Origin of the sequence: Methylobacterium sp. Leaf456, assembly GCF_001425465.1 — a bacterium.
Classification (GTDB): domain Bacteria; phylum Pseudomonadota; class Alphaproteobacteria; order Rhizobiales; family Beijerinckiaceae; genus Methylobacterium.
In genome coordinates, this window is record NZ_LMQV01000023.1 from 315,238 (window position 1) to 338,121 (window position 22,884).

The following is a 22,884-nucleotide window of genomic DNA, read 5'->3' on the forward strand; positions in this document are numbered from 1 at the left end:
TGTGGGCCGCGCGAGGCGGCGGACATAAGCCGGATCGGACCCATGCTGCAAGACGAACCCGCGACCCTGCGCGCCGATCCCGCGCGCAACACCCCCGAGACCAAGACTCCCGAACCCTGGGCCGAGCCGCTGGCCACGGCGTTGCTCGTGCTCGCCGACGGCACCGTGCTCGAAGGTTTCGGCATCGGCCATGAGGGTGTCGCCGACGGCGAGGTCTGCTTCAACACCGCGATGACGGGTTACCAGGAGATCCTGACCGATCCGTCCTATGCCGGGCAGATCGTCACCTTCACCTTCCCCCACATCGGCAATGTCGGCACCAACGACGAGGATCTCGAGAGCCTGGATCAGGCCCCAGCCTCGGGCGTGCGCGGCGCGGTGATCGCGTCCGCCGTCACCAAGCCCTCGAACTGGCGCTCCTCCTCGCATCTCGACGGCTGGCTCAAGGCCCGCGGCATCGTCGGCATCACCGGCATCGACACCCGCGCGCTGACCGCGCTGATCCGCGACCACGGCATGCCCAACGCCGTCATCGCCAACGATCCCGGCGGGCAGTTCGACCGCGAGGCGTTGAAGGCGCGGGCCGCCGCGCTCGCCCCGATGGAGGGCCTCGACCTCGTGCCGCCGGTGACCTCGCGCGAGACTTCGGCCTGGACCCAGACCGTCTGGGCGGTGAAGGGCGGCTACGGCTCGCGGGCGGCGGGCGAGGGTTTGAGGGTCGTCGCGATCGATTACGGCGTGAAGCGCAACATCCTGCGCCTGCTGGCGGAGGCCGGCTGCGACGTGACCGTGGTGCCGGCCACGACGACGGCGCAAGAGATCATGGCGATGAAGCCCGACGGCGTCTTTCTGTCGAACGGCCCCGGCGATCCGGCCGCGACCGGCGAATACGCCGTGCCGGTGATCCGCCAGCTCCTCGACGAGCGGGTCCCGACCTTCGGCATCTGCCTCGGCCACCAGCTCATGGGCCTCGCGCTCGGCGGGCGCACGGTGAAGATGGGTCAGGGCCATCACGGCGCGAACCATCCGGTGAAGGACCACACCACCGGCAAGGTCGAGATCGTCTCGATGAACCACGGCTTCGCGGTCGATCCGAAAAGCCTGCCGGACACCGCGGTCGAGACCCACGTCTCGCTGTTCGACGGCTCGAATTGCGGCCTGTCGCTGACCGACCGCCCGGCCTTCTCGGTGCAGCACCACCCGGAGGCCTCGCCGGGCCCGCGCGACAGCCACTACCTGTTCGAGCGCTTCGTGACGCTGATGCGCGAGAACCGCAAGGACGGCTGAGGCCACTGGCGCCGCGCCGCTGTCGCGGCCAGCGCCCCGAGACCGCCGACGCAAGCGAAGAGGACGACCAGGGCCCACCCCAGGCCGTCCTCCCCGAACACCCGGTCGCTGAGAAGCCCGACGAGCGCCGGCCCGGTGCCGAGGCCGACCAGGGTGACGGCGGCGAGAAACAACCCGCTGACCCGGCCCCGCAGCGCCCGCGGCGTCAGGAGCTGAAGGCCGGATAGCCAAGCGGGGCTCGCCACGCCGAGCACCATGACGAGGGCGGCGAACCCTACGAGCGAGGCCGTGAAGCTCGCCGACAGGCCGGCGAGCGCCGTCGTCGGCACCGCGAGAAGCAGCGCGAGTGCCAGCAGGCGGGGCGCGGCATCTTTCCGCCCGTTCCGGCGCAGGCGGTCGAGGAGGGCGCCGCCCGCGAGATGGCCGAGCGGCGCCGCCGCGACCGCGGTCAGCCCGAGCCAGAGCCCACTCTCGGCTGGCGTCAGGCCGAAGCGGCGTACGAAGAAGGTCGGCGCCCAGGCTCCGAGCGTCTGGCTCATCAGCACCGAGGCCGTGGCGGCTCCAGCCGTCGCGAGGTAGGCGCCGCGCCGCCGCCCGATCCAGGCCAGCGCAACCCGCGTGCTCACCGGGCGGACCGGCCGGGGCGTCGAGCGCACTCCGATCAGCAGCGGAACCAGCAAAAAATTCGGCAGCACGGCGAGGACGAACAGCGTCTGCCACGGCGCCAGCCCCGGCAGCAGCGGCGCGTCGCGGGCCACGAGCCAGCCGAGCACGAGCCCGCCGAGCAGCAGCGCGAGACTGCGGCCGAGCGCGGCGCCCGTGGTGAGCCCGGAGACGCCGCGGCCGAGATGCCGCCGGTCGAGCCGCGCGGCCAGCAGCGACAGGGCGGTGGGCGCGACCGCCGCCTGCCCGATCCCGAGCACGAGCCGCGCCGCGAGCAGTCCTGCAAAACCGTCCGCCAGCGCGCAGGCGGCGGTGGCGCCGCTCCACAGTGCGAGGCCGGCGAGCAGCAGCCCGCGCTGCCGCCCGCGGTCGGCGAGCGTCCCGAGGAAGGGCAGGATCAGTGCGTAGGGCAGGACGAAGGCCGAGCCCTGGAGCAGGCCGAGCTGCGTGTCGCTGAGCGCCAGCGCCTGCTTGGCCGGCGTCGCCACGAGCGTCAGGAGGAAGCGGTCGGCGAAGGCGGTGAGCTGGGTCGCTGCCAGCAGCACGACCAGCGGCCAGCCGGACAGGCCATCGGATCGGGTCATCAGATCGAGGCGGTCAGGCGAGCGATCGGAACCACGCGTGCATCAGATCCCCGCCCGCCGGGCGCGCCGCGCGCACGCTTTCACGAAAACGGCCCGGCGGCTGGCCGTGGACGGCGCGGAAGGCGCGGCTGCAATGGCTCTCGCTGGAGAAACCGTGATCGTAGGTCAGCGTCGTGATCGAGCGCGTCTCGTCCGGGTTGCGGAGCGCCGCGGCGAGCGCGGCCACCCGCCGGGCCAGGATGAACTGCGCCACGCCGCCCAACGGCTCGAACAGGCGATAGAGGACGCTGCGCGACAGGCCCGCGGCGGCGGCGACCGCCTCGGCATCGAGCCTTGGATCGGACAGGCGCTGCGCGATGCAGGCCTGGGCCCGCTCCAGGCGCTGCGTGGCCAGCACCAGGGCGGAGGCGTCGCCGACGGGCTCGACCTGGCCCATCGCGCCGGCGAGCAGCTCGGCCAGCGCCCGGGCCGAACTGTGGGAGGCCGTCGGCGGCAGCGTCGCGCCGCGGCGCACCAGCGACACCATCAGGTCGCCGAGCAGCCCCGAGGCGGCGGCGGGCAGCGGCTGGCCGTGATAGCGCCGGGCGTTCGGCGCGGCGCGCTCCACCGGCTCACGGGCGATCGAGATGGTGACGAAGCGGGCGTCGTCCGCGCGGGTGCGCTGCGGGCGCGTCATGTCGAACAGCACCACCTCGCCCGGCCGCATGCGCTGCTCGTCGCCGAGGGCGCCGCCGTGGAAGCGGCCCGCCCGCAGGAGCTGGAGCGTGAAATGGTCGAAGCCGTCGCGCCGCACGCGGGCGGGATCGCGGCTGTGCTCGACCGCGCGCAGATGCCGGTCGAACACCAGCAGGCGGCCGACCTGATGCGCCTTGACGGAGGCGCTGAAGCCGGCACCGGCCGCCGCGACGTCGGACCCGCTCTTGTACAGCTCGCGGTATCGCTCGAAGCCGTCCGGCACGTCGGTGGACGAGAAGGTGAAGGCTTGGGACGGCACGGGCAAGACCGAGAAAGCCGGCCCGTTCTCCCGCGGATGCAAGACGAAGCCTCGTCCGAGCTTATCCGTCGCGCCGGCTGGACTGGCAAGCCGCCAGACTGCGTAACGCGTTCACGGTCCTGTGCAAATTCCGCCCAAGTGTCTGTCACAAAACTCCCGCTGCGTTGGCGAGTCCGAACAGGAAGCCGACGGCGAACGGGAATTTTGTAAGCACTCTAAGCCGCGCGGGCGACGAGAGCCCCCTCTTCCCGCGCGGCCCGACCGCAAGACTACTCCACGACGGCGCGCGTCGTGCCGGCCTTGCGATTCCAGAACAGGGTCACGGTGCTGACGTTGCACAGGTTGACCTCGCGGAACTCGGACTCGTCGCCGTCATTGTAGACGACCTTGATGTCCCACTTGCAGGCCTTCGAGCCGCCGTTGAAGGTGATGTCGGCGCTCTCGCCGTCGCCGATCGCGTCCTTGCCCATCACGTCCTCGCCCCAGTGGCGCTGGCTCACCGGGCCGACATAGACCTCGTCGATCTGGTAGCCGGTGCGGTTGACGATGGTGAAGTCCTGCTTGCCTTGCGCCAGCACCGGCAGCGGGGCCAGCAGCGTCACGGCGAGGAGGGAGAGGCTCACGGCTTTGCGCAGCATGGTCGATAAGGCTTTCCGTCGGATCGTCCGCGGGACCCGCGCTTCGCGGCTCCCCCCTGCCGCGTGTAGGGCAGGGGGCGGCGGGCGGCATTGACCGGGCGTCCCGATCGATTGACCCGGCGTCCCGCTTCCGCGAGGGTTGGCCGAAGGGGGGCTATGATCCGGGCAAGCCTTGCTTTGACCGGCGAAGTGACCACTTTCGGCCGATGCTCGATGAGGACGCCCCGCGACAAGCCCCGACCGCCCTCGCCGACGGATCGGAGGCCGAGGACGTGCCGTTCGGCGCGCTCCAGGCCTGCGTCGGCATCCGCGACTGGCTGCTCGGGGAGGGCGCGCGGCTGCCCAAGGCCGACGATCTGCTCGCCGGCCTCGCGCAGCGCCTCGACGCCATCGGCGTGCCGATCGACCGGGCGACCACCGCCATCGACACCCTGCACTCGGAATATTCGGGGGTCGGCCGGCGCTGGACCCGCGAGGAGGGATCAAGCGTCCGGCTCTTCCCGCACGGCGAGGCGTCGGAAAAGGCCTATCGCGAGAGCCCGTTCTACACGGTGCACCAATCGGGCGAGTGGCTCGTCCTCGACCTCGCCCGGACGCCGGACGGCGCCTACGCCGTCATCCCAGAGCTGAAGGCCGCGGGCTACACCCACTACATCGTCGCCCCCCTGATCTTCACCAACGGCACCCGCAACGGCATCACCTTCGCGACCCGATCCGGCGACGGCTTTCGCGACGAGGACATCGCGATCCTGCGCTTCGTCATGCCGACGCTCGCCGCGGTGATGGAGATGCGGCTTCTCAACAAGCAGCTCGACACGGTCCTGCGAATCTATGTCGGCGACGAGCCGCACCGGGCGATCCTGTCGGGCGACATCCGCCGCGGTCAGGTGCGGCGCATCCGCTCGGCGATCCTGTTCGCCGACATGCGCGACTACACCCGCCTCTCCGCCGACCTGACGCCGGAGGGCGCGGTCGATCTCCTCAACGCCTTCTTCGATTGCCTCGTCCCGCCGATCGAGCGGGAGGGCGGCGAGGTGCTGAAATATCTCGGCGACGGCCTGCTCGCGATCTTTCGCGAGCCCGGCGACGACATGGGCAGCGCCGCCAAGGGCGCGCTCACCGCCGCGCAATCGGCGCTGGCCGCGCTGGCTGAGGCCAACGCGGTCGGGCGCTTTTCCGGCAAGACCGTCGATGCCGGCATCGCGCTGCACCACGGCGAGGCGGCCTACGGCAATGTCGGCTCCGGCACCCGCCTCGACTTCACCGTGATCGGCCGCGACGTGAACCTCGCGAGCCGGCTGGCGCGGCTCAACCGCACGCTGCAAGAGCCGCTGCTGATGACGAAGCCGTTCGTGGATTTCCTCTGGGGCGACCCCGAACCCCTCGGCAGCCACCCCCTCGACGGCTTCCCCGAGCCGATGGCGGTGTTTCGCCCGGAGCGGAAATCGAAGCCGCTGGCGAAGGCGGGTTAGGGTTTAAGCTCGCTCAGCTCGACCATGCGAGGGGCTGCTTTCGACCCCATACGGACATATGAGGCGCTACCGCCAAAGGTCTGGATGGGGTCGCTAGAGCATCGTCCCGAAAGGTGGTTTCCGGCTTTCGGAAAAAGACGATGCGGCACGAGAATATAGAGCATCGCCCTGGATCCGATATCCAGGACGATGCTCTAGCGGCCGCTTGCACGGCCAAGGTCGGGTCGATTGGGTTTTGGTCTGAACGTTGATTGATAATGGCCTAGATTAACCGGCGAGAAAAAGCCGGATGTCTGAAGGATTTTTGCGAATCGAGCCAACTGTTTCGCATGCGCTGACCACGATGCGATCTTGCCATTGCAATTCGCAACTCATCTCCCGAAATTATTGCAGAGGCGTATTGAAGGTCGGGGTCGCGCCGCCGATGGCGTTGTCGCCGAAGGAGCGCAGCACGCCGCCGTTCGTCAGAGACACGGGCGCGTTGATCATGGTCGAGCGCCGCATGATCAGGACGCTGGCCGCCTGATTGACCGTGGCGTTCGTCGTATTCCCATCGACCAAGACATTATCCAACAGCACCCGGTTCAACGGAGCCCCCTGGGCGTCGATGGCGAGGCCGACGGCGTTGTTGAAGATCGTGCTGTCATTGATGGCGACACGGGTCAGGTTGGGCGAACTGATCCGAATGCCGGCGGTCGAGAAGCCGGAGATGATGCAGTCCTTCACGAGAACCTGCGCGGCGCCGATGATGTTGACGCCTGTCAGGCCCGTTCCCGCCCCATCCAGGTTCAGGCCGACCAGGGCAACGCTCGCGGTCCCGGCGTTGATCGTGATCCCGTTGCTGCCGGTGGCTGTGATGGCCCCCTCCGTGCCGGCGGCCCGGATGGTGATGGCCTTCGTGATCGTCACTGCACCGTAACCGCCAGGATCGAGCGCGCCGATGACGCCCCCGGCTGCTGTCTTGCTGATCGCGCCGGCGAAGGTCTTGCAGGGCGCCGTGCGACTGCAGGGGTTCGCGTCGTCACCGACGCCGGACACCCAGGTGCGGGTCGCCTGCGCGGAAGCCGCGGAGACCGTCGCAACCGTCATGGCGAGCCCAACGATCGTCGCGGCTACGAATCCTGGAAACTTCATCGACCAAGCCCCTATCTTGAAAGCCAAGTTCCAGCGGGAACGGGTGAATTCCCATGAAAGCTAAAAATCAGGGAGGGCCAAACAACGGTTGTAGATGCGGGCCCTGCCTGACAGGTGAGCGATGGAGCGTTACTCTAGTCGGGGCAGGCCATGAAGATGCATCACGGGGCGACTCGCGAAAATCAAAAACCTGTTGCATTTTTGGCGACGAGCCGATGCCGTCACATGTTAGTTCCAGGCTTCAGAATTTTACCAGAGACAATACTTTGGAAGCGGAAGAGTATGGCCGTCGCGATGGAGGCGTCTGCTTCGTTCGCGGTCCTGCCTGGCGGACAACGAAAACCCGCTCTAAACCTGCCTCGAAACGAAGGTCCGGGGTGTCGACCCCATCCCGTTTCCCGGTGATGCCGCATGCTCCATTGAGCGGCGTGGAGATGAGATGACGCCTCCGATCGTGTTCGTCCACGTGCCGAAATGTGCCGGGACTTCCTTGCGCCAAGGCATCGCCGCCGCGATCGGTGAGGATCGCATATTCCTCGACTACGACAACAATCCCGCCAATCCCGCCAGCGCCCACCGGATTGATCCGGAGGGCAGCGCGCGTCGCTTTGCCGACGGCGCGGCTGCCCTGTTGGGTCGCCGCATCGCGTACGGCCACCTCCACCCCGCGAAGTATCGCGCCGTCTGGCCCGAAGCGCGTTGGATGACGGTCCTGCGTGATCCGATCGATCGCCTGATCTCCCACTATTTTTTCTGGAAGCAGGACGCTGGCTTCGCATCGCATCCGATCCGGGATTACGTCCTGCGTCACGAACTCAGTCTGATCGACTTCGCCCGATTGCCGTTCTCGCGCTTCTTCCTCCACCGAACCTACTTCGGAGGGCTGCAGCTCCAAGACTTTTCCTTCGTCGGCCGGGCAGAAGACTTTGCCGGGATCGCTGGGGCGATCGGAGATGTGCTGGAGACGACGGTCCCGGTGCTCGCCGTCAACGCGGGCCGTATGCGCGGCGAGGCGCGATCGCAGGAGGAAATCGAACGCGCCCGCCCGGCACTCGCGGAACTGCTGGCCGACGAGATCGCGTTCTACAGGCAATGGACGGCGTAAACGTCTCTTGGGGCCTGCTTGAAGAAACAAGTCAAACAGGCTCCAGGACGTTATTGCTCTACAAGCTCTTCTGCCGAAATACCGCTGAGCTTTTCGAACAAGATCATCTCGTCGGCATACAGGTCTCGCAACTCGGCGGCAAGGACCGGATCGAGCACGTCCGACGGCTCACGCACGGCCGAAATCTCCGGCCGCACTATCCTGTACTCCAGAGGGGGAAACGGTCGAATCCCGAGGAAGTCGGTGATGCGTTCGAGCGTTGCTGCGGGAGCGTACCTCAGCGCCGTCGTCGTGAGACACAGGATCTGCTCACGCGGGAACAGGGCCCGGATCCGTTCGAGCTGCGTCCCATAGAAGCCGCGCTCGACATAGCTGTAGACGCGGTGGGCGGTCCCTACCCGCTTGCGTCCCGGCCCGACGCACCATGCGAAGGACTGATCCTCACGGCAGCGGGCGAATTCCATCTTCCAGTGTGAGAAGGCACGCTCGACCGGATCCCTGAACAGGAAGATGAGGCGAATGTCGGTGCGATAACGCCGGACCCGTTCCAGCGCGTTCGGCCAGTAGATCGTGATGGGCGTGGCTTCGAACCTCAGTCGATCATCAGCAATGGGGTAGGCCGCATGCAACCGATCGAAGGGTGGCGCGGTGTCCAACCAATTGTCGTCATCGAAGATGTGCAGTTCTTTTATTTGCGGCGCTTGTAAATCCGGATGGCGAGCGAGATAGAAAAACAATGCCGTGGTGGCGCCTTTCTGAACGCCGGCCACCAGAAACTTCAAGCGCTGATCGTGCATCGAAAATCTGTGCCCAACACCACGCTCGATTATACAAAATAGGCCGATAGGAAGTTTTTTGCATCACTGGTTGGCATGGTGGCGCATTACAACTGTTTCTTATGGATAAGTTAGAATGACCCATGAACTCGTTGCTATGCTCATTCATATGCTATCTTCGGGATTGAGCGCTGACAGCAATGGTAATAGCACGAAGCCGTCGTTGAGCGGGAGTACGTTGGATAGCGGCTTTCCACCCTGGGCCGCCCTCCACACAGTCAAGCCGATCGGGTTTCGACCCTACCCCCTCAGCGTGAGCCGCCCCCCGGCGATGCTGAAGTCGCGCAGGCGCTTGAGGAAGGACATGCCGAGCAGCCCGGTTCCGAGCCGGCCGCGCGGCACCACCACGGCCTCGACATCGCGCACCACGATCGACCCGATCTGCACCGATCCGAGCCGGACGGGCGCGACGCGCAACAAGCCGTTGGCCGTGGAGACTTCGCGTGTGAAGTCGCCCGGCCGCAGCCGGAGGCCGAGCCGCTCGGCGTCCTCCTCGGGCAGCGCGCACAGGCTCGCACCGGTATCGACCACCATCCGCAGCGTCCGGCCCTCGATCACGGCGTCGGCGTAGAAGTGGCCGTGGCTCGCCGCGTGCAAGGCCACCGTGCCGGTCTCCGCCGCAGCGGTCGGGCTGGCGGCCTTGGCCGGGCTTGCCGAGTCCGACAACCGCGCCTTGACGAGTGCGGGCGCCATCGCCCCGGCCGCGACGGCGAGCCCGAGCAGCACCGCAATCTCCCTGAGACCCATGCCAACCGCTCCGACCACTACCAGGCTTCACCCGACGACCGCCCTGGCGAAGGAAGCGTCGCCGTCCAAACCGAGCTTGGGGCGAGGGTGTCGCGCGCCTCTATCGAAACGCGCGATTTGCGCCGAACGCCGCAGAGGGGATTGACCGACGGCGCCCGCGGGCCCAAATCGAAAACCGTTCCAGGGAGATCCCCGTCAAGGGGCTGAGAAACCGCTAGAGCCGTCACCGGCAGCGCGGAAATCCTTCGAACCTGATCCGGCTCATACCGGCGTAGGGATTGGACCTGACGCGTCGCCGCAAGGCGCGCCCGCTTCATCGGAAGCTCACGGTATCCGGTTCCTGCGGGCAACCCCGCGGACTGCTTGACCATGTCCGAGATTCTGACGTCCCCATTCGAGCGGCGCCGCGGCCTCGCTACGCGCCCGCGTTCCGCCGTCCTGCCCCCGCGCGCCGACGCCGTCGTGATCGGCGGCGGGTTGATCGGCCTGTCGATCGCGTGGCGGTTGGCCGAGGCCGGCCGCTCCGTCGCGGTGATCGAGCGCGGCCGTGTCGGCGACGGCGCGAGCCTGGCCGCGACCGGCATGCTGGCCCCGGCCGCCGAGCACGAGCCCGGCTCCGACCATCTTCTGCCGCTGGCGCTCGAATCTTTGCGCCGATGGCCGCTTTTCCGCGATAGGCTTCGGGCAGCATCGGGTACGGATGTCGATTATCGCGAGGACGGCACGGTGGTGCTGGCGGTCGGCCGCGACGAGGTGGAGCGCCTGCGCTTCCGCTTCGATCTGCAGACGCGCTCGGGTGTGGCCGCGCAGTGGCTGTCCGGCTCCCAGGTCCGTGCCCGCGAGCCGCTGCTGCGGCCGAACGTGACCGCGGGCATCCTCTGCCCGCTGGACGCCCAGGTCGATCCCCGCCTCGTCATGGCCGCGCTGCTACGCGCCTGCGAAGCGGCGGGCGTCGTCATCGTTGAAGAAACCGCCGTCGATGGTCTGGAGCGCCGCGGTGGCCGGGTCGTCGGGGTGCGGGCCGGTGAGAACACGGTCGCCGCCGAAACGGTGATCCTCGCCGCCGGCGCCTGGAGCGGGCAGCCCGGCTTTCTGCCGGACGGCCTCGCTCTCCCGGTTCGCCCGCTGAAGGGACAGTCGTTGGCGCTGCGCACCACGCGCCGCACCGGCACGCTCTCCGGCATGGTCTGGACCGCCGAGGTGCACATGGCGCCGAAGGGCGACGGCGGACTCATCGTCGGCGCCACGGTGGAGGATTGCGGCTTCAAGCCCGGCGTCACCGCGGGCGGCCTGTTCGCGCTGCTCGAAGGCGCGCGACGCATCCTGCCGGGCGTCGAGGAGATGGAGATCGAGGCGGTCTGGAGCGGCTTCCGCCCAACCTCGGACGACGACGCGCCGATCATCGAGGAGGCCGCGCCCGGCCTCGTCGTCGCCACCGGGCATCACCGCAACGGCTATCTGCTGGCGCCGGCCACCGCCGACGCCGTCGCCGCTCTGGTGAATGAGGGGGCACTGCCGGACTTCGCCCGAAACTTCGGCCGGGCGCGCTTTGGAATGGCAGGCGAGGGGAGGGCCGTCGCGTGAGGCTGACCGTCAACGGAGAGGCTTGCGAGCGGGAGGCGGCGGACCTCGCCGCCCTGTTCGCCGCGGAGGCCGAGGAGCGGGGCATCGAGAGCCCGGAGGGCATCGCAATCGCGCTCAACGGCCGCGTCGTACGCCGTGCCGCCTGGGGTGAGACGGCGATCAACGAGGGCGACCGCATCGAGATCGTCCGTGCCATGCAGGGAGGCTGAGGCCATGAACCATCACGATACCGCGCTGCATCCCAAGGCGGCCGACGACGTGCTCGAGATCGCGGGCGTGCGGCTGAATTCGCGCCTGTTCATCGGCACCGCGGGCTATCCGAGCCAGGAGATCATGGCCCAGTCGGTGCGCGCCTCCGGTGCCGAGGTCGTCACCGCCTCGATCCGCCGGGTCTCGCTCCAGGGCCACGGCTCGGACACGTTCCAGAAGCTGAAAGGCGCCCGCTTCCTGCCCAACACCGCCGGCTGCGAGACGGCCCGCGACGCGATCATGACCGCCGAACTCGCCCGCGAGGCTTTGGGCACCACCTGGATCAAGGTCGAAGTGATCGGCGACCGCGAGACGCTCTACCCGGACGTCACCGAGCTGATGGAGGCCTGCCGCCATCTGATCGAGGACGGCTTCACCGTGCTGCCCTATTGCAACGACGATCCCGTCATCTGCGAGCGGCTGGCCGACATCGGCTGCGCCGCGGTGATGCCGATGGGCTCGCTCATCGGCTCGGGCATGGGCATCGCCAACCCGGCCAACATCGAACTCATCTGCCGCCGGGCCAAGGTGCCGGTGATCGTGGATGCCGGCATCGGCACCGCCTCGGACGCGGTGATCGCCATGGAACTCGGCGCCGCCGCCTGCCTTATCAACACGGCGGTCGCCAAGGCCGACGATCCGGTGCGGATGGCGGGTGCCATGCGCCACGCGGTCGAAGCCGGCCGCCTCGCGCATCTCGCCGGCCGCATCCCCCGCCGCGGCCGGGCCGACCCGTCGAGCCCGCAGCTCGGCCTCGTCGGCTCGTGACCGGTGCGGCGCTGCCGCCGCTTCTCGTCGTCACCGACCGGCACGGCGCGCCCCGCTCGCTCGCTGAGACCGTGCGGGCGGTGGCGGCGGGCGGCGCCCGCTTCGTCTGGCTGCGCGACCGCGACCTCGAATGCGTGGCACGCCGGGCCCTCGCCCTCGATTCTTTGGCGGTTCTGGCGCCGCTTGGGGGGCGCCTCGTCGTCGGTGGCGACGTTGCGCTGGCGGCGGAAACGGGAGCTCACGGCGTCCATCTCGGCGGTGCGGCGGGGGCGGTGGACATCGCGCAGGCACGAGCTGCGCTCGGCCCGAATGCCTTGATCGGCGTCTCGGCGCACAAACCCGCCGATGTTGCAGCGGCGGCCGGTGCTGGCGCGGACTACGCGACGCTGAGCCCGATTTTTTTGACCACCAGCAAGCCCGGCTACGGCCCGGCGCTCGGCCTCTCCGCCCTGGACGCATGCCGCGCCCTGCCGATCCTGGTCTTCGCGCTGGGTGGGGTCGGTGCGGCGCAGGCGCCCGCCTGTCTTGCCTCGGGTGCGGCCGGAATCGCCGTGATGGGCGGGCTGATGCGTGCGACCGATCCCGAAGCCGAGACCCGTGCGCTGCTGCGATCCCTCGGCGGCTGAACCCCTTTTTGGGGGCGGCGACATGCCCGATCTGCGGAAGGGCCATGGCGCGCGGCGCCAACCCGTATAGAACCGGGCCGAGAATCAATCCCGAACGATCCATGAGCGCGCCCTTGCCGGGCGCCCCGAGCCAGACCGCATGATCAACTCCCCCCTCATGACCGTGATGGTCGATGCCGTGCGCAAGGCCGCCCGCGGGCTCAAGCGCGACTTCGGCGAGATCGAGAACCTGCAGGTCTCGCGCAAGGGGCCGGGCAACTTCGTCTCCGCCGCCGACCGGAAGGCCGAGGAGGTGCTGAAGGAAGCGCTGATGAAGGCGCGCCCCGGCTACGGCCTCATCCTGGAGGAGACCGGCAACGTTGAGGGCACCGACAAGAGCCACACCTGGCACGTCGATCCCCTCGACGGCACCACCAACTTCCTCCACGGCATCCCGCATTTCGCGATCTCGGTCGGGCTGGAGCGCGACGGGCAGATCGTGGCCGGAGTGATCTACGATCCGATCAAGGACGAGCTGTTCATCGCCGAGCGGGGCAAGGGCGCCTACCTCAACAACCGCCGCCTGCGCGTCTCCGGCCGCCAGGACTTCGCCGACGCGCTGGTCGCCTACGGCACGCCCTATCTCGGTCGCGGCAGCCACGGCCGGCTCCTCAAGGAAGTCGCCGCCGTGATGGCGGTGTCGGGCGGCACCCGCCGCTTCGGCTCGGCAGCGCTCGACCTCGCCTACGTCGCCTGCGGCCGCACCGACCTCTACTGGGAGCGCGACCTCCAGACCTGGGACATCGCGGCGGGCATCATCCTCGTGCGCGAGGCCGGCGGCTTCGTCTCCAGCGCGGACGGCGGCGCCGAGCCGCTCGCCGCCCGCTCCGTCGCCTGCGGCAACGAAGTGCTGCAACGCGAGCTGATCGCGTTACTGCGCAAGGCGAACGCGTCTTGATTGTTTGGCCTCAATTGCCGGCGCCCGCATCCGCGGGCTTAGGCTAACGCTCCGCTAGACGGCCTCGGCTTCGCCGAGACCCGCTGCGCGCGGCGCTCTTCGCGCTGGGCCATCCGGCCGTGCCTCCTGCTTCGTGGCGCTGGCTTCAAGCGCCGCCATCTGATCTAACCCGCGGCAGCTGTTTGAGAACGAGTTCGAGCATGGAAGTCCGCCGCCACTCCGCCCTCAAGGAATCGATCCGCTCGATTCCGGACTACCCCAAGCCCGGCATCATCTTTCGCGACATCACCACCCTCCTGAGCGACCCGCGGGCGTTCCGCCGGGCGGTCGATTCGCTGGTGCATCCCTTCGCGGGCGGTCGGATCGATCAGGTGGCCGGCATCGAGGCGCGCGGCTTCATCCTCGGCGGCGCGGTGGCGCACCAACTCTCTTCTGGCTTCGTGCCGATCCGCAAGAAGGGCAAGCTGCCCCACAAGACCGTCTCGACCGCCTACGCGCTCGAATACGGCACCGACGAAATCGAGATTCACGTCGACGCCATCCGCCCCGGCGACCGGGTGATCCTCGTGGACGACCTCATCGCCACCGGCGGCACGGCGACCGCGGCAGTGAACCTCCTGCGCCAGCTCGGTGCCGAGGTGATGGCGGCCTGCTTCGTCATCGACCTGCCGGAGATCGGAGGCGCCCAGCGCCTGCGCGACCTCGGCGTCACGGTGCGCACCCTGATGGAGTTCGAGGGGCACTGAGCCCGGATCGAATGCGACGAATGGTTCCGCGCGTGAGGTGAAATCCTCTTGTTGCTGCGCGGCAACCAACGGGCGGGATTGGCGTTTCCAGCGACCCGATAAGGGCCTCGCCAGAAGGAAAATCCCGCCATGTTCTCGCGTCTGACCACTGCTGCTGCCCTTGTGGCCCTCTCCGCCGGCTTCGCCTCCGCCCAGACCACCACCACGGCTCCGGCCGACAAGCCCGCGGCCTCCGGCACGGCGACCGCAGCCGGCAAGGACATGAAGGAGTGGCAGGCCGCCCCGCTCGCCAAGACCAATCTCGCCACGGCGATCGCCACCGCCGAGGGCAAGGAAGCCGGCGGCCGCGCTATCGATGCCGACTTCGAACTCGCCGACGGCAAGAACCCGGCGCATTACAGCATCAAGGTCGTCTACCCGGATGGCAAGCTGGTCGAGCACGGCGTCAACGCCGACACCGGTGAGCTCTACAAGAGCGAGAACCAGCCGATCGAGCGCTACTTCACCCGCCTGAAGCCGGCCGACTTCAACAATGCTAAGACCTCGCTCAAGGACGCGCTCGCCATCGCCGAGCAGAAGGCCGGCGGCGGCAAGGCCTACGAGGCCGAGGTCGAGCGCGAGGGCAACGCCGTCGAGTACGAGATCTCGGTGGCGCAGCCCAACGGCTCGAAGGAGATCAAGGTCGGCCCCGACGGCGTCGCCAAGGCGGACTGATCGGTCGCACCGTCGTTGCGAGGCGGAGCCGAAGCAATCCAGGCTTCCGAACTCTCCCGAGAGGTCGCGCCGCTGGATTGTTTCGCTGCTCTTGCAATGACGGCATGAGGCGGGATCGATGCGATCCCACCTCCGCCCGTAGACGACAAAAAAGCTCCTCCCGCGAGGGAGGAGCTTTTGCGTTTTGGTCGTCTGTGCCTGAGCGTTACGCCGCGAGGCTGTCGAACAACCCCCGCCCGTCGGTACCGCCGACGAGGTCGTCCACGAAGTTTTCCGGATGGGGCATCATGCCGAGCACGTTGCGCTGCTCCGAATAGATGCCGGCGATGGAGTTGAGCGAGCCGTTGCGGTTGGCGTCTTCGGTCAAGTTGCCGGCGGCGTCGCAGTAGCGGAAGGCGACGCGGCCCTCGCCCTCGAGCCGGGCCAGCGTGTCGGAATCGGCGAAGTAGTTGCCCTCGCCATGCGCCACGCAGACGTCGATCACCTGCCCCTTGCGGTAGGCCGAGGCGAAGCGGGTGCCGGTCTCCTCGACGCGCAGGAACTGCCGGTGGCAGATGAAGCGGCGCTGGACGTTGCGCATCAGCACGCCGGGCAGCAGCCCCGATTCGCACAGGATCTGGAAGCCGTTGCAGATGCCGAGCACGAGACCGCCGCGGGCCGCGTGCGCCCGCACCGCATCCATGGCGGCGGCACGCCCAGCGATGGCGCCGCAGCGCAGGTAATCGCCGTAGGAGAATCCGCCGGGGACGACGGCGAGGTCGGTGCCGGCCGGCAGTTCGGTGTCGGCGTGCCAGACTTTGACGACCTCGGCGCCCGAGCGGGTCAGCGCGCGGGCGACGTCGCCGTCGCGGTTCGAGCCGGGGAAGACGACGACGGCCGCGCGCATCAAGCGATCTCGATCGTGTAGTTCTCGACGACGGTGTTCGCGAGCAGCTTCTCGCAGGCCGCCTTCAGCGTCGCCTCGGCCTGCTCGCGGTTGTCGGAGGCGATCTCCAGATCGAACACCTTGCCCTGGCGGACGCCCGACACGTCGTCGATGCTCAGGGACTTGAGCGCCGCCTCGATCGCCTTACCCTGAGGGTCGAGGACGCCGGTCTTCAAGGTGACGACGATGCGGGCTTTCATGGCAGGCACTCGGTTGGGATACGCGGCGGATGCCGGATCGTCGGCACCGGGGGAAACCACGGACGATACCATCCGTGCGAAGACCTCAGGAGCCCAGAAACTCAGAAACCAGAAACTTAGGAACCCTTGACCGGCCGGAACGGCTCGGCCTTCACCGCGCGATGCCAGAGCTGGAACATGATCCAGGCGGCGAGCAGGCTGAACAGCGCCATCAGGACGTGGCCGACCGTGTCGCCGAGATCGAACAGACCGGCGAGTGCCCAACCGGCCGCGATGGCGGCGGCGAACACTTCCGTGCCGACGAGCACCATCAGGCTCAGGATCGTGATCATATTGCGCATGCGCGGGCGGTCCGTAGCGTCCAGTTTGCCCCGCACTAGCCCGGCGTTCCTGCGCCCGCAACTGTCGGCGGCGCATGACGCCTGCACCTCCGGTCGCAAATCTGCCTTTCAACGCATCACGCGCGAGCAGACTCAGGACGACAAGCCGGAGCCCGCCCGGCTCGATCTGCGCTGCGGCGGATCGACCAGTGCATCACTTCCGGCATCTTCAGGACCTCGGCGGCAATAAAAAAGCCGGCGCATCGGCGCCGGCCTTTGTTCGTCGGCGGATCCGAAGCGTCAGCGCGGGGCGCGCTTGGCCAGGATGCGCTGAAGCGTGCGGCGGTGCATGTTCAAGCGCCGCGCCGTCTCCGAAACATTGCGCGCACACAGTTCGTAGACGCGCTGAATATGCTCCCAGCGCACCCGGTCGGCCGACATCGGGTTCTCCGGCGGGTCGGCCCGCTCGCCCGGCTGGGCCATCAGCGTGCCGTGGATCTCGTCGGCGTCGGCTGGCTTGGCGAGGTAGTCGAACGCGCCGAGCTTCACCGCCGTCACGGCGGTGGCGATGTTGCCGTAGCCGGTCAGGATCACGCCTCGGGCCTCGGGCCGGCGCTCCTTCAAACGGGCGATCACGTCGAGCCCGTTGCCGTCACCGAGCCGCATGTCGATCACGGCGAAGGCCGGCGCCTTGGCCTCGACGGCGGCGACGCCCTCGCTGACGCTCTCGGCGACCTGCACGGCGTAGCCCCGTCCCTCCATCGCTCGCGCGAGACGGGTGGAGAACGGCTTGTCGTCGTCCACGATCAGCAGGCTGCGGTCGGTGAAGGCGGACAGGGGATCAGTCTCTGAAAGAAAGGCGGTGTCCTGGCCCGGCACCGTCGTCCCGCTCTGCGTCAGCATGCGGCGCTCCTCATCGCTGGAACTCATCTGAATGCTTTATATGGGTGCGGCATCGCGTTCTGGCAGGGGTCCCAGAGAATTGTGCGCAACGGGCTGGCGCACGACCACATCCCTTTCGAAGATGTGACGCGCCCAGGACACCCGCACCAGCGCGCCGCGCTCCTCGGCGCCGGTGAGGTTGGACAGGACGAGCTGCGCCCCGGAGCGCTCGATCAGGGTCTTGGCGATGAAAAGCCCGAGGCCGAGCCCCGCCCCGACCGCGTCGCCGCCGGCCTCCGCCCCCCGCGCGCCGCCCTTGCGGCCGCGGGTCGTCACGTAGGGCTCGCCCGCCCGCAGCAGCACCTCGCTGGGGAAGCCCGGCCCGTCATCGCGGATCGTCATCCAGACCCGGTCGAGGGTCCACCGCGCCTCGATCTCGACGCGAGAATCGGCGAAGTCGACGGCGTTGTCGACGATGTTGGCGAGCCCGAACATGACGCCGGGGTTGCGACGGCAGACCGGCTCCGGCCCCTCGCCCTGCTTCGTCACCGCCACCGCGATGCCGAGCGCGCGCTGGGGCGCCACCAGTTCCTCGACGATGTGGCCGAAGGTGACGGTCTGGAGGAAGCCCTCGCCCTCCTCGTTGTCCTCGCCGAGCGATGTCAGCTTCGAGAGGATGCCGCGGCAGCGATCGACCTGATCGCGCAGGAGCTTCAAATCCTCCGCGACCGCGGGCGTGGCGGTGGGCCCGAGCAGGCGGTCGAGTTCCTTGGCCACCACCATGATGGTGCCGAGCGGCGTGCCGAGTTCGTGCGCGGCCGCCGCCGCGAGACCATCGAGCTGCGTCAGGTGCTGCTCGCGGGCCAGCACGAGTTCGGTCGCCGCCAGCGCCTGGGCGAGCTGGCGCGTCTCCTCGGCGACGCGCCACGCATAGACACCGGTGAAGGCGGTGCCGAGCAGGATCGCGGTCCACACCCCCGAGACGTAGAGGAACGGCAGCTCGATCCGCCCGTCGGCGAACCAGGGCAGGGGCCGATGCACCAGGGCGAGCAGCGTCGCGAGCCCGACCGCCAGCAGTCCGAGCGCCAGCGTCCGCTCCGGTGGGAGCGCGGTCGCCGAGATCAGCACGGGGGCGAGGAACAGCAGCGAGAACGGGTTCTGCAAGCCGCCGGTGAGGAACAGGAGGGCGGCGAGCTGGACGATGTCGAAGGCGAGCAGCAGGGCCGCCGAATCGTCGCTGAGCCGGTAGCTCGCCGGAAACCGGATGCGCAGCGCCAGGTTCAGCCAGCACGAGGCCATGATGACGAGGAAGCACCAGCCGAACGGCAGGTTCAGCCCGAGCCCGAACTGCGCGCCGACGACCGCCGCGCTCTGGCCGGTCAGCGCCAGCCAGCGCAGCCGGACGAAGGTGTCGAGCCGCAGGTGGCGGCCGGCCGGTCGGCCGAGTTCGGGGGCTGCATCGATCATGGTGCGGCTGAGGGTAGGGCCGGGGAGCCCGGCGGCCACGGGCGTCGCGGCGCCGCACACGAAAATCTATGATCCTCTCGAAACCAACATCGGTTAAGAGAGGCGGAAATTCGGTCGCGAAGGGGGGCGACGAGATGGACTTGGCCTACGCTTGGTACGAGACGGCGCGCGCGATGCTGGCGCCCGCTCGGCTTGCCGCGGACATGACGCGGCACAGCCTGGAGAACCCCGGCAACCCCTTCGCCTACGGCCCCTACGCCCGCTCCACGGCCGCCGCTTTGCAGATGTTCGAGCGCGCGACCCGGCGCTACGGCAAGCCGCATTTCGGCCTCGCGACGACGCAGGTCGATGGGCAGTCGGTCCCGGTGTTCGAGCGCGTGGTGTGGGAGCGGCCGTTCTGCCGCGTCGTCGCCTTCGAGCGGGCGCTGAACCGCGGGCCGTCCGAGCCGCAGCCCAAGCTCCTCATCGTGGCGCCGATGTCCGGCCATTACGCGACGCTCCTGCGCGGCACGGTCGAAGCGATGTTGCCGAACCATCAGGTGTTCATCACCGACTGGTCGGATGCCCGCATGGTGCCGCTGTTGGAAGGCCGCTTCGACCTCGACACCTATATCGAGTACCTGACCGCGATGTTCCGCGATCTCGGGCCGGACCTGCACGTGATGGCGGTGTGCCAGCCCGCCGTGCCGGTCTTCGCTGCGGTCGCCGTGATGGAGGCCGCGAACGATCCCGCCGTCCCGGTCTCGATGACGCTGATGGGTGGGCCGATCGATACCCGCCGCTCGCCCACCGCCGTGAACTGCCTCGCCCAGGAGCGCGGCATGGGCTGGTTCGAGAAGAACTGCATCACCGTGGTGCCGCCGCCGAACCCCGGGGCGATGCGCCGGGTCTATCCGGGCTTCCTGCAATTGTCGGGCTTCATGGCGATGAACCTCGACCGGCACGTCACCGCGCATTCGGACATGTTCCACCACCTCGTCACCGGCGACGGCGACTCGGCGGAGAAGCACCGCGAGTTCTACGACGAGTACCTCGCCGTGATGGACCTCACGGCCGAGTTCTATCTCCAGACGGTACAGACGGTGTTCGTCGATCACGCACTTCCGCGGGGTGAGATGCGCCACCGGGACAAACCGGTCGATCTCTCGGCGATCCGCCGCTGCGCGATCCTCGCGGTCGAGGGCGAGAACGACGACATCTCCGGCGTCGGCCAGACCAAGGCGGCCCTCGACCTCACGCCGAACCTGTCCGATTCCCGCAAGGCCTACCACCTGCAGGAGAAGGTCGGGCATTACGGCGTGTTCAACGGCTCGCGCTACCGCGCCGTCATCGCCCCGCGCATCGCCGCCTTCATCCGTGAGATGGCGGCGCAGCCGGCCTGACCGGCGCGCTGAAGGTGCCGAAATTCACGTGAACGGGGCGCGGGCGGGATGGTTCGGACGGCTCCGGCCGGTTAACTTCCCGCTCATGTTGCGCGCGTTCCTGCGACGGCCCGATCCCGACCATATCGCGATCGATCACGACGGCCGGACGTTTTCCATCGCGATTCTTCGGCGCCCGACCGCCCGCCGCGTCACGCTGCGGGTGTCGAGCGCGACCGGCGCGGTGATCCTGACGCTTCCGACCCGCTCGTCCCTGGCGGCGGCCCAGAAGTTCGCGCAGGCGCATGGCGGCTGGATCGCCGCCCGCCTCGCCCGCATCCCCGAGCGGGTGCCGTTCGAGCCGGGCGCCACGATCCCGCTGCGGGGCGTGCCGCACGCGCTGGTCCGCCGCGAGGGCCGCGGCACCGTCGAGGTCGATCCGCAAGCCGCCACCGTCACGGTGCCGGGGGAGGCGCCGCACGTGCCCCGGCGGGTGCGCGAATTCCTGCAACGCGAGGCCCGGCGCGATCTGTCGGAGGCGATCGCCACCTATTCCGACCGGCTCGGCCGGCGCCCGGCGCGGCTGACGCTGCGGGACACCCGCAGCCGCTGGGGCTCCTGCACGGCCAGGGGCGAGCTGAACTTTTCCTGGCGGCTGATCCTCGCGCCGCCGATCGTGCTCGACTACCTCGTCGCCCACGAGATGGCGCACCTGCGCGAGATGAACCACTCGGCCCGCTTCTGGGCGTTGGCGAACGAACTCTGCCCGAACGTCGATGCCGCCGAGGCATGGCTGAAGCGCCACGGCTCGGAGCTGCACCGCTACGGTTGATTTTTCGGGTTTCAGTACTTCGTCACGATCGCCCGGCTGCGCACGCGGGCCCGCTCCGCCGGCCAGGTCGGGCGCGGATCGACGTGGCCGGGCCACATCTGGCGCGGGGCGACGTTGTCGCAGACTTCGCGCTGGCGGAGATAGGCCGGGCGGCCGAACTCGTCGCGGCGCATGATGGTGCCGCCGTCGCGGCAGAAGCCGGCGATGGCCGCGGAATCGCCGCGGCGCCCGCGCGGATTCCGCTCGACCGGCGGGTGCTCGATGGTCAGCGGCGCCTGACCGTTGAGGGAGCGCTCGACATAGGTCGTGGTCGCCTGGGGCGGCAGGTAGGTCGATTCCTCGAAGGGCAGCGACAGGGCGAGGGCGCTTCCGCTGCCGGCGACGAGGAGAGCCGGCAAGAGACCTGAGACGAGGGCCGAGAGGGCGAGGCGGCGCATGGTGTGGATCCCGGTGGGGGCGAGCTTGACCATTATGTAGAGCAGGCCGAGGCCGGACGGTAGCGCCACGGACACACCGTTGCCGCGATTGCTTGACACCGGATGACCCGCATGGTCCCAACCCCTGGGCTTTCGCGGGGTTCGGGCGAGAGCGACGAGGGGCTGCCGCGTGGGTCTGTTTTCGGGCGTGGGTCGGATGATGCGGTCGGGCGCGGGCTGGCGCGGGACGGTCCTGGCCGCCCTTTCGACCTCGGTTTTCGCCGCCAACCCGGCCGCGGCGCAGGGCACCGTCCGCAACACTTTCGACGACTGGCAGCTGCGCTGCGAGACGCCCGCGGGCGCCAAGGCCGAGCAATGCGCTCTCGTCCAGTACGTGGCGGCGGAAGACCGCCCGAACCTGACGCTCGTCGTCATCGTCCTCAAGACCGCAGACAACCGCGGCTATCTGCTGCGCGTGGTGGCGCCGCTCGGCGTGCTACTGCCCTCCGGCCTCGGCCTCAAGATCGACCAGACCGATATCGGCCGCGCGAGCTTCGTGCGCTGCCTGACCACCGGCTGCGTCGCCGAGGTCGTCATGGACGAGGGCCTGATCCGCTCGCTCCGGAGCGGCGCGCAGGCGACCTTCATCGTCTTCCAGACCCCGGAGGAGGGCGTCGGCATCCCTGTCTCGATGAAGGGCTTCGGGACCGGCTTCGAGGCGCTGAAGTAAGAGGGGCGGCATGCGCGGGACGATCACGACGGCGCGGCTCGCCGCAATCCTCGGGCTGGCGCTCACCGGCGGCGCGCAGGCCGAATCCGGGGGCTTCTTCAAGAACATGTTCGGCGGGGGCGGCAGCGGCGACGGCGGCGGGGGCGGCGGGAACCTGTTGGCGCCCAAGGCCTTCGACCCCGACGACGTCTATTGCCCCAACGTGGTCGTGCCGGAGGGCGGCGCCGCGATCCAAGCCTTCGCGGGCGCGGCCGGCGACAACACCCGCCTGCGCCACCAGATCGTGGTGTCGCGCCTGAGCCGCGAGTGCCGGGCGCTGGGCGACGGCTCGGTGTCGGTGCGCGTCGGCATCGAGCTGCGCGCCATGCTCGGGCCCGCGGGGGCGCCCGGACGGTTCGAGGCGCCGGTCACCGTCTCGATCCTCTACGGCGAAAAGCCGGTGATGAGCCGGCCCCACCGGGTCGCGATCCCGATCCCCGCCGGCACCGCCCAGGGCGAGGCGAGCGTGATCGAGAACGATCTCGTCGTGCCCGCCGACAAGGCCATGGGCTACGACATCGCGGTGACCCTCTCGGCCCGGAAGACCGCCAAGCCGGTGGCCCGCCGCAAACCCGCCCCCGCGGCCGACGCCGCCCAGAGCGAAGCCCCGGTGCCGGGCCAATGACGG

The 22,884-nt window shown here is 68.9% G+C and carries 26 protein-coding genes and 1 riboswitch; of the genes, 14 read left to right on the top strand and 12 right to left on the bottom strand.

Going from position 1 to position 22,884, the window contains the following annotated elements; translation table 11 throughout:
* Positions 1–42 precede the first annotated feature (42 nt).
* Entirely contained in the window at positions 43–1,287 is a 1,245-nt protein-coding gene (gene carA / locus ASG52_RS15070; RefSeq protein WP_056244629.1) for a glutamine-hydrolyzing carbamoyl-phosphate synthase small subunit, read from the top strand.
* Here the strand turns inward: carA and ASG52_RS15075 are convergent.
* The 3 genes from ASG52_RS15075 to ASG52_RS15085 form a co-directional block, all read right to left on the bottom strand.
* Positions 1,233–2,534, bottom strand: a complete 1,302-nt coding sequence (locus tag ASG52_RS15075; protein ID WP_056244632.1) for an MFS transporter — start codon at positions 2,532–2,534, stop codon at positions 1,233–1,235. The two genes, carA and ASG52_RS15075, sit on opposite strands and share 55 nt — an antisense overlap.
* Positions 2,535–2,547: 13 nt before the next feature.
* Positions 2,548–3,528 carry a helix-turn-helix domain-containing protein gene (locus ASG52_RS15080; RefSeq protein WP_056244763.1) on the bottom strand — a complete coding sequence of 327 codons (981 nt, stop codon included), beginning with the start codon at positions 3,526–3,528 and terminating at the stop codon, positions 2,548–2,550.
* A gap of 269 nt (positions 3,529–3,797) precedes the next feature.
* On the bottom strand, positions 3,798–4,166 hold the full coding sequence (locus ASG52_RS15085; RefSeq protein WP_056244639.1) for a hypothetical protein: 369 nt from the start codon (positions 4,164–4,166) through the stop codon (positions 3,798–3,800).
* Positions 4,167–4,372: 206 nt separating this feature from the next.
* On the opposite strand from ASG52_RS15085, the gene ASG52_RS15090 reads away from it, so the two are divergent.
* Positions 4,373–5,638 (top strand): adenylate/guanylate cyclase domain-containing protein, encoded by a 1,266-nt coding sequence (locus ASG52_RS15090; protein ID WP_056244642.1) that lies wholly within the window; start codon positions 4,373–4,375, stop codon positions 5,636–5,638.
* Between the two features lie 384 nt (positions 5,639–6,022).
* Here ASG52_RS15090 and ASG52_RS15095 read toward each other — a convergent pair whose 3' ends face one another.
* A complete protein-coding gene (locus tag ASG52_RS15095; RefSeq protein ID WP_286159056.1) occupies positions 6,023–6,727 on the bottom strand; it encodes a right-handed parallel beta-helix repeat-containing protein in 705 nt (234 codons plus the stop codon).
* Positions 6,728–7,211: 484 nt separating this feature from the next.
* Between ASG52_RS15095 and ASG52_RS15100 the strand changes: the two genes are divergently transcribed.
* The gene (locus ASG52_RS15100; RefSeq protein ID WP_056244648.1) at positions 7,212–7,877 is read left to right on the top strand and encodes a sulfotransferase family 2 domain-containing protein; all 666 of its coding nucleotides are present in this window, start codon (positions 7,212–7,214) and stop codon (positions 7,875–7,877) included.
* Between the two features lie 50 nt (positions 7,878–7,927).
* On the opposite strand, the gene ASG52_RS15105 is transcribed toward ASG52_RS15100, so the two are convergent.
* Together ASG52_RS15105 and ASG52_RS15110 are read right to left on the bottom strand one after the other, a co-directional pair.
* The gene (locus tag ASG52_RS15105) at positions 7,928–8,659 is read right to left on the bottom strand and encodes a sulfotransferase domain-containing protein (RefSeq protein ID WP_200945613.1); all 732 of its coding nucleotides are present in this window, start codon (positions 8,657–8,659) and stop codon (positions 7,928–7,930) included.
* A gap of 294 nt (positions 8,660–8,953) precedes the next feature.
* Positions 8,954–9,460 (bottom strand): retropepsin-like aspartic protease family protein, encoded by a 507-nt coding sequence (locus ASG52_RS15110; RefSeq protein ID WP_056244654.1) that lies wholly within the window; start codon positions 9,458–9,460, stop codon positions 8,954–8,956.
* A gap of 173 nt (positions 9,461–9,633) precedes the next feature.
* Positions 9,634–9,756: riboswitch (TPP riboswitch) on the top strand.
* 73 nt (positions 9,757–9,829) lie between these two features.
* Between ASG52_RS15110 and thiO the strand changes: the two genes are divergently transcribed.
* From thiO to ASG52_RS15145, 7 genes are all read left to right on the top strand, one after another.
* Positions 9,830–11,044 carry a glycine oxidase ThiO gene (thiO, locus tag ASG52_RS15115; protein ID WP_056244657.1) on the top strand — a complete coding sequence of 405 codons (1,215 nt, stop codon included), beginning with the start codon at positions 9,830–9,832 and terminating at the stop codon, positions 11,042–11,044.
* Complete coding sequence (thiS, locus tag ASG52_RS15120) at positions 11,041–11,253, top strand: sulfur carrier protein ThiS (RefSeq protein ID WP_056244661.1); 213 nt, start codon at positions 11,041–11,043, stop codon at positions 11,251–11,253. The genes thiO and thiS overlap by 4 nt, the downstream gene beginning before the upstream one ends.
* Before the next feature lie 4 nt (positions 11,254–11,257).
* The gene (locus ASG52_RS15125) at positions 11,258–12,061 is read left to right on the top strand and encodes a thiazole synthase (RefSeq protein WP_056244664.1); all 804 of its coding nucleotides are present in this window, start codon (positions 11,258–11,260) and stop codon (positions 12,059–12,061) included.
* Positions 12,058–12,687 (top strand): thiamine phosphate synthase, encoded by a 630-nt coding sequence (locus ASG52_RS15130; protein WP_286159057.1) that lies wholly within the window; start codon positions 12,058–12,060, stop codon positions 12,685–12,687. The genes ASG52_RS15125 and ASG52_RS15130 overlap by 4 nt, the downstream gene beginning before the upstream one ends.
* Before the next feature lie 139 nt (positions 12,688–12,826).
* Entirely contained in the window at positions 12,827–13,624 is a 798-nt protein-coding gene (locus ASG52_RS15135) for an inositol monophosphatase family protein (protein ID WP_056244667.1), read from the top strand.
* Positions 13,625–13,824: 200 nt separating this feature from the next.
* The gene (locus ASG52_RS15140) at positions 13,825–14,370 is read left to right on the top strand and encodes an adenine phosphoribosyltransferase (protein ID WP_056244670.1); all 546 of its coding nucleotides are present in this window, start codon (positions 13,825–13,827) and stop codon (positions 14,368–14,370) included.
* Between the two features lie 129 nt (positions 14,371–14,499).
* Complete coding sequence (locus ASG52_RS15145) at positions 14,500–15,084, top strand: PepSY domain-containing protein (protein WP_056244673.1); 585 nt, start codon at positions 14,500–14,502, stop codon at positions 15,082–15,084.
* Positions 15,085–15,289: 205 nt separating this feature from the next.
* Here the strand turns inward: ASG52_RS15145 and purQ are convergent, their stop codons facing one another.
* The 5 genes from purQ to ASG52_RS15170 form a co-directional block, all read right to left on the bottom strand.
* Complete coding sequence (purQ, locus tag ASG52_RS15150; RefSeq protein ID WP_056244677.1) at positions 15,290–15,970, bottom strand: phosphoribosylformylglycinamidine synthase subunit PurQ; 681 nt, start codon at positions 15,968–15,970, stop codon at positions 15,290–15,292.
* Positions 15,970–16,209 carry a phosphoribosylformylglycinamidine synthase subunit PurS gene (purS, locus tag ASG52_RS15155; RefSeq protein WP_056244680.1) on the bottom strand — a complete coding sequence of 80 codons (240 nt, stop codon included), beginning with the start codon at positions 16,207–16,209 and terminating at the stop codon, positions 15,970–15,972. Before purS ends, purQ begins: the two co-directional genes overlap by 1 nt.
* Positions 16,210–16,325: 116 nt before the next feature.
* Positions 16,326–16,550, bottom strand: a complete 225-nt coding sequence (locus tag ASG52_RS15160) for a hypothetical protein (RefSeq protein ID WP_056244683.1) — start codon at positions 16,548–16,550, stop codon at positions 16,326–16,328.
* A 279-nt stretch (positions 16,551–16,829) separates the two neighbouring features.
* Complete coding sequence (locus tag ASG52_RS15165; protein WP_056244686.1) at positions 16,830–17,432, bottom strand: ActR/PrrA/RegA family redox response regulator transcription factor; 603 nt, start codon at positions 17,430–17,432, stop codon at positions 16,830–16,832.
* Positions 17,433–17,468: 36 nt separating this feature from the next.
* A complete protein-coding gene (locus ASG52_RS15170) occupies positions 17,469–18,878 on the bottom strand; it encodes an ActS/PrrB/RegB family redox-sensitive histidine kinase (protein WP_056244767.1) in 1,410 nt (469 codons plus the stop codon).
* 134 nt (positions 18,879–19,012) lie between these two features.
* Here ASG52_RS15170 and ASG52_RS15175 point away from each other — a divergent pair, with 134 nt between their 5' ends.
* Complete coding sequence (locus tag ASG52_RS15175; protein WP_056244689.1) at positions 19,013–20,260, top strand: polyhydroxyalkanoate depolymerase; 1,248 nt, start codon at positions 19,013–19,015, stop codon at positions 20,258–20,260.
* 85 nt (positions 20,261–20,345) lie between these two features.
* Entirely contained in the window at positions 20,346–21,071 is a 726-nt protein-coding gene (locus ASG52_RS15180) for a M48 family metallopeptidase (RefSeq protein ID WP_056244693.1), read from the top strand.
* An 11-nt stretch (positions 21,072–21,082) separates the two neighbouring features.
* Here the strand turns inward: ASG52_RS15180 and ASG52_RS15185 are convergent, their stop codons facing one another.
* The gene (locus tag ASG52_RS15185; RefSeq protein ID WP_056244770.1) at positions 21,083–21,508 is read right to left on the bottom strand and encodes a hypothetical protein; all 426 of its coding nucleotides are present in this window, start codon (positions 21,506–21,508) and stop codon (positions 21,083–21,085) included.
* 169 nt (positions 21,509–21,677) lie between these two features.
* Between ASG52_RS15185 and ASG52_RS15190 the strand changes: the two genes are divergently transcribed.
* A complete protein-coding gene (locus ASG52_RS15190) occupies positions 21,678–22,217 on the top strand; it encodes an invasion associated locus B family protein (protein WP_156383975.1) in 540 nt (179 codons plus the stop codon).
* Between the two features lie 10 nt (positions 22,218–22,227).
* Complete coding sequence (locus ASG52_RS15195; protein ID WP_056244696.1) at positions 22,228–22,881, top strand: hypothetical protein; 654 nt, start codon at positions 22,228–22,230, stop codon at positions 22,879–22,881.
* The last annotated feature ends 3 nt before the right edge of the window (positions 22,882–22,884 follow it).